5 protein-coding genes and 8 pseudogenes are annotated in these 11,777 nt (G+C 34.2%); all 13 read right to left on the reverse strand.

Translation table 11 applies throughout. From position 1 onward, the window contains the following. Positions 1-196: 196 nt before the first annotated feature. A pseudogene (locus tag U881_RS10410) lies at positions 197-1,123 on the reverse strand (variable large family protein); the annotation flags it as partial. Positions 1,124-1,269: 146 nt separating this feature from the next. Beyond that, positions 1,270-2,319, reverse strand: coding sequence for a variable large family protein (locus U881_RS0101305; RefSeq protein WP_038363228.1), 1,050 nt, complete (start codon positions 2,317-2,319; stop codon positions 1,270-1,272). Positions 2,320-2,853: 534 nt separating this feature from the next. Next, positions 2,854-3,594, reverse strand: coding sequence for a Vsp/OspC family lipoprotein (locus tag U881_RS0101315; protein WP_235048111.1), 741 nt, complete (start codon positions 3,592-3,594; stop codon positions 2,854-2,856). Between the two features lie 417 nt (positions 3,595-4,011). Next, positions 4,012-4,578: pseudogene (locus U881_RS10415) on the reverse strand (variable large family protein); the annotation flags it as partial. Between the two features lie 60 nt (positions 4,579-4,638). Next, positions 4,639-4,890, reverse strand: a pseudogene (locus tag U881_RS13830) (variable large family protein); the annotation flags it as partial. Further along, complete coding sequence (locus tag U881_RS13835) at positions 4,866-5,045, reverse strand: hypothetical protein (protein ID WP_024653004.1); 180 nt, start codon at positions 5,043-5,045, stop codon at positions 4,866-4,868. The gene U881_RS13835 and the pseudogene U881_RS13830, both read right to left, overlap by 25 nt. Before the next feature lie 5 nt (positions 5,046-5,050). Next, positions 5,051-5,341: a variable large family protein gene (locus tag U881_RS13840; RefSeq protein ID WP_200861709.1), complete on the reverse strand. Its 291-nt coding sequence runs from the start codon at positions 5,339-5,341 to the stop codon at positions 5,051-5,053. 124 nt (positions 5,342-5,465) lie between these two features. Then, positions 5,466-6,535, reverse strand: a pseudogene (locus U881_RS10425) (variable large family protein). Between the two features lie 426 nt (positions 6,536-6,961). After that, positions 6,962-7,176: pseudogene (locus tag U881_RS12170) on the reverse strand (variable large family protein); the annotation flags it as partial. A gap of 84 nt (positions 7,177-7,260) precedes the next feature. After that, positions 7,261-8,287 (reverse strand): annotated as a pseudogene (locus tag U881_RS10430) (variable large family protein). Positions 8,288-9,056: 769 nt separating this feature from the next. Continuing rightward, positions 9,057-10,113: pseudogene (locus tag U881_RS10435) on the reverse strand (variable large family protein). A 953-nt stretch (positions 10,114-11,066) separates the two neighbouring features. Further along, positions 11,067-11,174, reverse strand: a pseudogene (locus U881_RS13680) (variable large family protein); the annotation flags it as partial. A 379-nt stretch (positions 11,175-11,553) separates the two neighbouring features. Beyond that, positions 11,554-11,777 (reverse strand): replication/maintenance protein RepL (locus tag U881_RS10440; RefSeq protein ID WP_038363222.1); only part of this gene is annotated, 224 nt, incomplete at its 5' end.

Genomic DNA, 11,777 nt, shown 5'->3' on the forward strand with positions numbered 1-11,777 from the left:
ATTCAAGCTATTACATCCCATCATCACTACAAGCATAATCTTAGTAAATAAAAATCAATGATATACAAATTGAAATTATTCTGTTAAATTAAGAAACGATAAACGTTTAATAAGATATACTAAAAGGAAAACAATTCTCCTACAGAAAGAAAAAAGTGTTTCCCTTAAATAACTTTATTATCTAATTTATTTATATCTATTTAATAGCAGTACCAGACTCTGTAGTTAAAGGAGTATTTTCAGGATTAATTTTCATTGCTTCCTTAACTGCCTGAAGTCCTGAACCAATAGTTTTTCTTATTGCTACTGTTAATATATCTAATGCCTTAGTAACTGCACTTATTGATGTTCCTTGAATTGAAATAGCAACATTAGCATTAGTAGCATCAGCAGCATTAGCATTCGCAAATTTACCATTCTTAGCCATTGCTCTCAATGCAATACCTCCTGCTATAGTTGCATCTTTAGGGACAGCACCAGCATTACCATCATTATTTTTCGCTAATTTAGCAGCACCATCATCTTTAGATATAGCTTGCAGTATATCAACACCAGTTACTGCTCCAACTGCTTTTGCTGCATCTGCCGCTGACTTCTTTGCATTAGCAGCAGCATCTGCATCAGCAGCAAATAATTTTCCTGCCTCACCATTAGCAGCTTGAGCAGTTCTTTCAGCAGAAAAATCCTCAGCTTTTTTACTATTACCAGCATCATATTTACCTTTGCCTTTAAGTACAACATCTACAATATCTTTAATTCCCTTCACTAGACTATCAACATTATCACCCTTAACACCATTACCAGCACCAGCATTACCACCAGCAGCAACATTACCAATTAGTTCATCACCATCAGTACCAATAGCATCACTAGCAATCTTAGCTCCCTCTATTATCTTATCAAGTGTCTCACTAACTAATTTATTTACTGCACTCTCTACTCCCGCCGCATTCGGATTCCCCTCTTTTTTCATATCACTCACAATCTTATTAAGCCTATCCTTTGTCCCTTGCACAGTATCCTGAACAGTCTTAAAATATTTCCCCACATCCGATTTCTTACTCTCCAAATTCAATCCCAACACACTCCCAACAATATCGCCAAAAGATGTGAAAACACTGATATTTATTCTTAGTTATTGCGAGCAGATAATTGCCTTATCTTTCATAGCATAACCAAAATACAAAAAAGGAAAACAACTCCCTAATAGAAAGAGAAGTTTTTCCTTAAATAACTTTATTATCTAATTTTTTATATCTTTATTTATATCTATTTAATAGCAATACCAGACTCTGTATTTACAGGAGTATTTTCAGGATTAATTTTCATTGCTTCTTTAACTGCTTGAAATCCTGTATCAATTGTTTTTCTTATTGATATTGTTAATGTATCTAATGCTTTAGTCACTGAACTTGTTGCTGTTCCTTTAATTGTGGTAGCAATAATCCCTTGAGCATCAGCCTCACTAGAATTAGCAAATTTACCATCCTTCGCCATCGCTCTTAACGCCATACCTCCTGCTATAACTGCATCCCTAGGAGTAGCAGCATTACCAGTTGTTTCTTTAGCTAATTTAGCTGATTCACCCTCATAACCTTCAGAAATAGCTCGCAAGATATCAGCACCAGTTACGGCCCCCACTGCTTTTAATGCATCTCTTGCTGCCTTTTTGGCATTATCAGAAGTACCAGCATTAGCAGCAGCAAATAATTTACCCGCTTCACCTTCACCAACATTGTTTGCAGTTCTTGCATTACCATCTTCAGCTTTTTTATTATCCCCAGCATCACGCTTACCTTCTTTAAGCACCACATCTACAATTTTTTTAATTCCCTCACTAAGAAACTTAACTGCATCAGAACCAGCAGCAGATCCAGCACCACCACCAGGTGCAGCAACATTAGCTATTGGAACATCTCCAACAGCACCCTTTAAAGCTTCACTTGAGCCCTCTATTATCTTATCAAGTGTCTCACTAACTAATTTATTTACTGCACTCTCTACTCCCGCCGCATTCGGATTCCCCTCTTTTTTCATATCACTCACAATCTTATTAAGCCTATCCTTTGTCCCTTGCACAGTATCCTGCACCGTCTTAAAATATTTCCCCACATCCGATTTCTTACTCTCCAAATTAAACCCTAATACACTCCCAACAATATCGCCAAAAGAAGCAAAAACACTGATAAAATCATTTCCCAAACTAACTAAAGACTGTAAAAACTCATTCTTCTTTTCTAGCTCCGCTACTCCATTATTACATCCCATAATTCCCAAAATCATCATAATAATCAAACTTCTCTTGATAATCTTCTTCATCTTCCTGCTACCCCCTCTCATCTCTTTTTCCCTCCTTAATCAACTCTTTTTGAAAATTTCTCCTACCTGCATTAGCAGCAACACTCATTCTACTTGTATAAGAAAGAGAAGATAATAAATTATGTAAAGAAGTAGCGAAGAGAGTTAAGGAATAAACTCTCTTCTATTGTTAAACTATGTTATAGCATTTATTTATCATTTTTTAAATTTTTAATTATTTTATAATTGTATTTTCTTAATTTTTTATTCATTTTATATATTAATCTATATACAAATTAAATGAATCAATAACTAAGAAAATACAATTATAAAATGAACATACGCTAAATGCATCAAATTCACGTATCTACAATACTCATCTAAAATCTATAATTTAATTATACCCCCAACCTAACCACTAGCACAATTTATCCTCCCCCAACAAAAACAAAAGCTAAGAGAACTATTCCTCTTAGCTACCTATCTCTCAATTGAATTTATCTTTACAATTACTTACTAATTAAAAATTAATTTTATTATACCTTAATTAAAAAGTTAAGCAGAAGCCGCCTTAGCAGGAAGAGGAGTAAGTTCTATAATTGCAGACTCTACTTCTTTATTAGCAGCCTTTAACAACTCATCAATTGCTGTGTTAAGTTTAATAAGTTCTGCAACTCCTTTATCTCCATCAGCCTTACCTACTCGATCTATAGCTTTTTTAGCATTTTCATCAGTAGCTCCTTCAATACCAAGCTCAGCATGCCCACCTTTCAATTTATTCACAAGTCCAGTAACTTCACCCTTAACATTAGTAATCTTTGCCTTAAGCTCATCAAAAAGTCCGGTTTTTTTCTCTAACTCTTTCAACTTAGTTTCTACAGTCAGTATTACTTGAAACGCACCTGCTAGTAACGATCCATTTTTATTATTAAGAGTATCAAGAGTACCGTCATCTTTAATTTTTTTTCCTATAGCCTTAGCCAGCTCATCAACCGACTTAACTAAAACATGAACTTCTTTAACACTCTCAACAAATGCAACAGCACTCTTTATCTTCTCACTAATGACATTTAAATCCAAACGACTTCCATCACTCCTAGTAACAATGCCTTCTTTCCCCTTTCCATCTTGTGTCTTTCCCCCAGAGCCATTACCACCTCCTGATCCACCACTATTACATCCTATTATTCCCACCATCATAATAATAATCAAACTTCTCTTGATAATCTTCTTCATCTTCCCAATACCCCCGCTCTTATAGTAATTAACGTTTATCTCTCTAATATCTCTCATCATAATTTTCCCTCCTTAACAACTCTTTAATTCCCCCCAATCTTTAAATCCTCTTATTTAAAGCTCCCTTCTCTTCCCTTCCCTCACTAGCTCATCTAAATAAGCCCTTCTACATAATCTCATCTAAATAAGCTCTCCTCACTAATCTCATCTTCCTTCTAAAAAAAGTTACTCAGAATACATACTTCCTTCTCTTCTTTTTAACTTCTCTTCTTTTTCTTCTCTTATCATTCCTTCCTTCTCTTTTTATAAGTTCCCTTCTCTTCATCTTCTTTAAAGAGTCCTTCTTTCTCTTTCTATCAACTTTACTCCAACAGAAAAAACGAAAGAAAAATGAATAAATAAAAAAAGGAAAACAACTCTCATACAGAGAAAAGTTTTCCTAAATTTAACTATATATTTATTTCTCTTGTTATTAAATTAAGCTTTAGGAGTTGTCTTATCAGAAATTACAGGAATATCATTAGTATTAATTTTCATTGCCTCTTTAACTTCATTCAGTCCCAAATCTATTGTTTTTCTTATCGCAATAGTTAACGTATCTAATGCTTTAGTTACTGCACTTACTGCTGCTCCTTTAACTACAGTAACAACATCATTATTAGCAGCATCCTTCTCATTAGCAAATTTACCTCCCTTAGCCATGGCCCTTAATGCTATTCCTCCTGTTATAACCGCATCTTTAACATCAAAAGCAACACCAGTAACTTGAGCAGTAACATTATGCTTAGCTAACTTAGCTGCATCACCATTACCTTTAGAAGAAATAGCTTGCAATATATCAGCACCAGTTACTGCACCAATTGCTTTAGATGCATCAGCACCTGCCTTCTTTGCATTATCTGAAGAATCAACAGCACCATCATTGCCAGTATTACCAAATAACTTTCCTGCATCACCAACATTAGCACCCCTTGCTCCAAGAGCATCAGCTTCTTTACCATCTCCAGCCTCAGCATTGCCTTCTTCCAGTACTACTTCTATAATTTCAAGTTCCAAATCGACTGTCTTCCTTATCGCTATAGTTAATGTATCTAATACCTTAGTTACCGCACTTACAGCTGCTCCTTTAATTGCAGTAGCAATAACCCCATCATTATCATTATCACTAGCATTAGCAAATTTACCACCTTTTGCCATCGCTCTTAATGCAACACCTCCTGCTACAATCGCATCTTTCTTAGCATTAGCAACATTACCATTAGCCACACTATTTTTAGCTAACGCAACAGCATCACTACTTTTAATCATGACTTATAATATATCAGCCCCAGTTACCGCTCCAACCGCCTTAGCCACATCCGCTGCTGACTTCTTTGCAGAAGCATTAGCACCGCGGCATTGTCACTAGCAAAAAGCTTGCCTGAATCATCGTTACCCCCCTTTGCGCTATTACCATCTTCAGCCTTTTTATTATCACCAGCTTCAGAATCTCCTACGCCTTTAAGTATCACATCTACTATACCCCTATTCCCTGTACTAATTTATCAACATCCCCAACAGTACCTCCAGAAGAAGCAGCAGCAACATTTCCAATTGGCTCACTAGCATCACCAATAGCCTCACTAACAGTCTTAGCTCCCTCTATTATCTTATCAAGCGTCTCACTAACTATTTTCTTTACTGCACTCTCTACTCCCCCAGCATTCGGATTCCCTTCACTCTTCATGTCAGCAACAATTTTATTAAGCTTATTCTTAATCCCCTCTACAGCTTTTTTAACTGTCTTTAATATTTCCCCATATCCGATTTAGTATATAAATTACCCTAATACACACCTTTTCCTTAAAATAATAGAAGGCAAATTAAACTTATCGCTAAGATTGCCTTCCACTCTAACTTCTAAGTAATTAATCTAAATATCTATCTTATTTCTAAACTTCTGCTTTTGGAACTCGTGCCTTATCTACTTCTTGCTTTACATTCTCAAGAACATTCTTTACTGTCTTCCTAACTATATCTTCCAATGATACTAACAATTTATTTACTGAACTTACTCCTGCTGATTGTACTGCTTTGTCATCGTTATTATCATGTGCAGCTAATTTACCTCCTTTAACTAATGATCTCAATGCTATTCCTCCTGCTACCGCTGCTGCTTTAGCATTAGCATTAGCTACATTAGCTGCTGTTCCCCCTACTGCAAATTCCAATGGAGTTGTATCTGCAGTTGCATTCGCTTCTATTTTCACAGCTTTATCTTCTGCTGATTTAACGATAGACTCTAACATTTCTTCTCCTCTCACCGCTGATACTATTAATGCAGCTTTATCTCCCACTGCTGCTCCTGCATTAACACCTGCTGCCAAGACCTTGGCTCCATTTTCCGGATTAGCCACACCTATTGAGGCTTGAGCCAATGTTACATTACTCTCTTTCAATCTATCAACTCCTAATCCCACTGATGTGTCCACTATTCCTTTAAATGCATTATATGCTTTCTTTAATTCAGGCTCAGCTACTGCTACTCCCTGGTTTTGAGAAACTGCCACACCTACCTTATCACTATCACCTATATCCTTTAAAGAATCTAAATGTCCTCTTAATACTTCTAATGTCTTCTTAGCTGAATCAACTGCACTTCTAATGGGTCTTATTTAATATACTATCTTTATCAATATATGCCGTTGCTTTTACTGCTACTTGCTCTAATTCTTCTGATGCAGATGCAATTTTCTTACCTATATTGATAAAATATATCCCCACTTCACTCTTCTTCGTATCCTTAGTAACAGTAAAACCCAAAGTCCCAGAAACTAACTCCAAAAAAGAATAAAAAACATTCTCTGCACTCCTTCCAACGTCAATCAACACCTCATTTAAACTTTTCCCTTTCTCTTTTCCTACTTCCCATCACTCCCATAACCATCATAATAACCAAACTTCTCTTGATCACTCCTCTCATCTTCCCACTACCCCCTCTCATTTCTTCTTTAGTTTTCATATCTCTAATTCCTCTCATCATAATTTTCCCTCCTTAATCAACTCTTTATTCCCCCCAATCTTTAAATCCTCTTATTTAAAGCTCCCTTCTCTTCCCTTTCCTCTCTAAGCTCTCCTTACTCCTAAAAAAAGTTACTCAGAATACATACTTCCTTCTCTTCTTTATAAGATTCCTTCCTTCATCCTTTAAAGAGTCCTTCTTGCTCTTTTTATCAACTTTACTTCAACAGAAAAAACGACAGAAAAATGAATAAATGATATTCACACATGATAAATGAATGCTTAAAAAAAAGACAAAAAATATACTAAATCAATAAAATCTAACAAGAAAACATCTCCCTCTAGACCCAAACAAAGAACAAGAGAAGTGCTTCCTTTAAAGAACTTTTTTACTTTACTAATTTTTGTCAACAATTATTTTAATTATTTATTGTTGTCCACTAGTTACAGTATCTGCTGTCTTATCTTCTTGTTGAAACTTAGATAAAACTTCATTTATATTTTTAATCCACTGTCAACAGTGTTTCTTATCGCTATTATTGGTGTACTTAGTGCTTTACCAACTGAACTTACCGATACACCATTTACTGCATGTTCAGATTTCTCTTCACCCGTAGCAGCTAATTTACCATCTTTAACTAATATATCTATTCAATGAACACAACAAGAGAGCCATAAAGCTCTCTTATCTCCTTTTTTCAGAAAAATATTATACAAATAATTCACCTATTCATTAACTTTACTAGTAGAACCCTCTCCTTGTTTAACTTCTCCTAATACCCTATTAATCTCTTTCAATCCTTCATCTACTGTATTCCTAATCGCTATTGTTAATGTACTCAATACTTTGTTTATTGCACTTGCTGCTACTCCATTGACTGCATGAGCTGATTTTTCTTCATTCTTAGCCGCAAATTTACCACCCTTGGCCATTGCTCTTAGTGTTATTCCTGCTGCAATAACTGAATCTTTTTTTGCTGTTACTTCTTTAATTTCCTGCTTACCAGCAACAGCCGGAGCAATCGCAATCTCTGCTGCATCTTTAGTCTTTTCAATACCATTTGCAACATCAACAGAAGGATTTTCGGTAGATTTAATTATAGCTTGCAAAATATCAGAACCAGTTACTGTTCCTATTGACGCACTTGCGGCTGCAGCCTCTGCATCAGTACTATTAGCTTTGGTACCATCGAATAACTTACCAATTGTTTTTTGCTGGTCATCTTTGGTCTTCGTAGCATTTGGATCACCTTTACCCTCTAATACTACTCCAACTATTCCTCTTATTCCTTTAACTAGTGCATTTACACTTGCAGAATCTGCTGGTGCAGCATCCTGGTCCAGAAGTAGAAGCACCACCAATAGCATCAACACCTGTAGCACCTTTTGCTGCTTCCTTGGCTCCTTCTGCAATTTTGTCTAATGTATCAGTAATAAACTTATCAACAACTGCTTTAACTTTTTCATAATTCCCATTCTTTGCCACTTCTCCTTGCAACTTCTCCTTCACTAATACTATAGTCTTTTCAATATCACTAAAATACTTCACTATTTCACTCTTCTTAGTATCCGCTTTTATCCCCAATGTCCCACTCACCATATCCCCAAATGTCACAAAAATATCCAAAAATCCTTTACCTAAATTCGCAATAGAACTTAAAAATTCATTCCCCTTTTCTAGCTCCGCTATTCCATTATTACATCCCATAAACAAAACTAAACTGAATATAATAATTTGTTTAACGATTCTCATCTTCCCACTAACCCCTCTCTTATAGTAATCATCGTTTTTCTCTCTAATTCCTCTCATCATCTTTTTCCCTCCTTATTCTCTCTCTTTAAAAAAATTCCCCTATCCTTAAATCCATTTATTATTTAAAACTCCCCTTCTCTTTTCTATCTTTAATCTCTCACTAAGCTCTTCTAACTTCTAAAAAAGTTATCCTCTCCTTTTAAAAGATTCCTTTCCTTTCTCTTTTTAAAATTACTCCAATAAAAAAAACTAAAGAAAACTCAATAAACGATATTCACACATGATAAATGAATGCTTAATAAAAATAAAAAAGAAATACATTAAAATCAACGAAATATAACAAGAAGACATCTCCCTGTATGTCTAAAAAAGACAAAAAGAAATGTTTCCTTTAAATAATTTTCAAAACTATAAATTAAAAGAAAATTTATTACTTCTTATTTGGTTCTAACGCTGATACCTGTGTAGATCTCTTGCATAATTAATCAATGATGGAAATATAAAACGCGCATAAAGCTTAAAGTTATCTTTAACTTCCATAAAAGTAAAACTTAAATAAAAGTATAACCAAATTTTTTGTAAATATAAATTCATTACAAATAAAATTTGTACTTATAAATAGTATTCGTAATATTAAAACCTATAGTACAAATATTCTATCTATAGAATAGAACCTAAGAATAGAATCTAATTTAAAAAGAAAACATCTTCTCTAGTCCCCCATAGAAAACAAAAGAAGTGTCTTCTTTAATTTAAAATATCTCTTTTATTACTGATTTGACTCTAAAACTGCTGGTTTTGTTGCTCTTGCTTTATCTACTTCTTGTTTTACTTTCTCAAGAACATTCTTCACTGTCTTTTTAATTATATCTTCTACTGCTACTAATAGTTTATTTACTGCACTTATTCCTGCTGATTGTACTGCTTTTTCATCACTATTTGTACTATGCGAAGCTAATTTACCTCCTTTAACCAATGCACGTAGTGCTATTCCTCCACTCACTGCACCTGCTAACGCTGCATCTTGTGCTAAATTCGCTGCCTGACCTCCTTTAGCAAAAGAAATTGCACTCGTATCTGCAGTTGCATTAGCTCCTACTGATGCATCACTTTCTCCTGATTTAACAATAGATGCTAATATTTCTTCCCCACTCACTGCTGATACTATTCAATCCCGCCGCTGCTCCTGCAGCACCTGTAGCTAAAACTTTAGCTCCATTCTTTGCATCACTTCCTCCTACGTTTGCAGTAGCTATTGCTACATTACTTTTTTTAGGTTCTACAACACCTTCTGTAATAGATGCTGTTACTATCCCTTTCAATGCCTGATACACCTTCTTTAATGCATCCGTATTTACTGTTACTCCTTGTTGGTTACTTGTTACATCAACTATCTTGTTAGCGTCACCTATATCTTTGAAAGAATCTAAATGCTCTTTTAATACGCTTAAAGTAAGCTTAGCTGCATTAACAACTTCTCTAAGTATCTTATTTGATGAAGCACTTTTATCAATACCTGCTCCTGTTTTTTTTGCTATTTCTTCCAACTCGTCTGATGCTTTTCCAAGCTTATTCCCTAGACTGCTAAAATATGCTCCTACCTCATCCTTCTTTGTATCTACTTTAGCAGTAAAACCCAATACATCCGAAATCAACTCCAAAAAAGCATAAAAAGCATTCTCAGCACTCCTACCTAAGTCCATCATTGCCCCACTTATCCCACTCCCAACGCCATTCTGTTTCCCTGGTTCCTGTCCTTGTTGTCCACATCCCATAACTCCCAAAATCATAATAATAAGCAAACTTCTTTTGATAACCTTCTTCATCTTCCCACTACCCCCTCTAATTCCTTCTTCATCTTTTATTCCTCTAATTCCTCTCATCATAATTTTCCCTCCTTAATCAACTCTTTAAAAACCCCCCCATCTTTAAATCCTCATTATTTAAAGCTCCCTTCTCTTCCCTTTCCTCACTAGCTCATCTAAATAAGCCCTTCTAAAGAATCTCATCTAAATAAGCTCTCCTCACTAATCTCATCTTCCTTCTAAAAAAAGTTACTCAGAATACATACTTCCTTCTCTTCTTTTTCTTCTTTTATCATTCCTTTCTTCTCTTTTTATAAGTTCCCTTCTCTTTTTTATTGAGTCTCTTTTATCTTTTTTATTGAGTCTCTTCTTCTCTTTCTATCAACTTTACTTCAACAGAAAAAACGTAAAAAAAATCAATAAATGATATACACACATAATAAATGAATGCTAAATAAAGAAATAAAAAATAGATTAAGATGTTTAATTAAAATAGATATTTTTTATTGTCATACACTAGCTGAGGCTTAGGATGCCTGATCTTCTTGCTTCATTGTATTAAAAACTCCATCTCTCTAAATCAAATCTCATAAATAAGATATTCTACATAAAATCTTCCCAATAAGATCTTCTTCTCACTTCTAAGAAAAGTTATTCTCTCCCTTTAGAATATAGCTATTATATTTCCTCTAAAATAAAAAGAGTTGTCGTTTCTCTTTTTATAAACATTACTAAAACAAAAAAACGAAAGAAAAATAAATAAATGAAAAACTAATAAAATGCACACATGATAAATGAATGCTTAATAAAAAATATATTGAAATAACTTAATCTCACAAAAAACATCTTCCCTGTATGCCCCCCAATAAAAAACAAGAAAAGTGTTTCGCTTAAACTTCTTTATTTTTTTTACTAATTTTTATCTATAATTATCTATTATTGTCTACTAATTGTTGATTCTCCTACTTATCTTCTTATTTAATTGTTGATAGTGTTTCATTTACCTTCTTTCCCCCACTATCAACAGTATTTCTTATTGCTATTATTAAAGTACTAAATGCCCTACTTACTGCACTTAATGCTATACCTTTTAGATACATCAACCTCAACATTCTTATCATCAGTATCCTTTACAATAAACTTACCACCCTAGCTATCAATCTTAATGTTATATCTCCCTTATAACAGCTAAGTCCTTTTAGTTTTGCTCGAAACTCCTTATAGCCTATTTCCTAGCCTGCCTAAAAATCCAAACCTCACTGCTAACAATTTAAACGAAATCACAATAATTCACAGAACATCACCGCCAACCACAACCCAGATTCATTGTTACACCCCCACTTATTGCTTTAGCCAACTCAACCTATTGACTTAACCAAAATTTCAACTTCATTTACTTTCACTATCTTGAACCAACTCTATTACTTTGCATTGATCATCAAGATTTTTTTCCATGTTTTGTTAGCCAAACAAATTACCTGCATCAACATTAAGCAGCAATCTTTGTTTCTTTCTTATAATTAAACCGCTATCTTTTAAATCTGACAAATACTTCCTTATTCTATAATGAGATAACTTGGTATCTTGATTCATTTGTCTCAATGACTTTATAGTACGATTGTCATCTTCCAAATTAGATGCAATAAATTCAAGAGATTTGTCAAATACTTTAGATACCTTTTTAT

Origin of the sequence: Borrelia persica No12 (assembly GCF_000500045.1) — a bacterium.
Lineage (GTDB): Bacteria > Spirochaetota > Spirochaetia > Borreliales > Borreliaceae > Borrelia > Borrelia persica.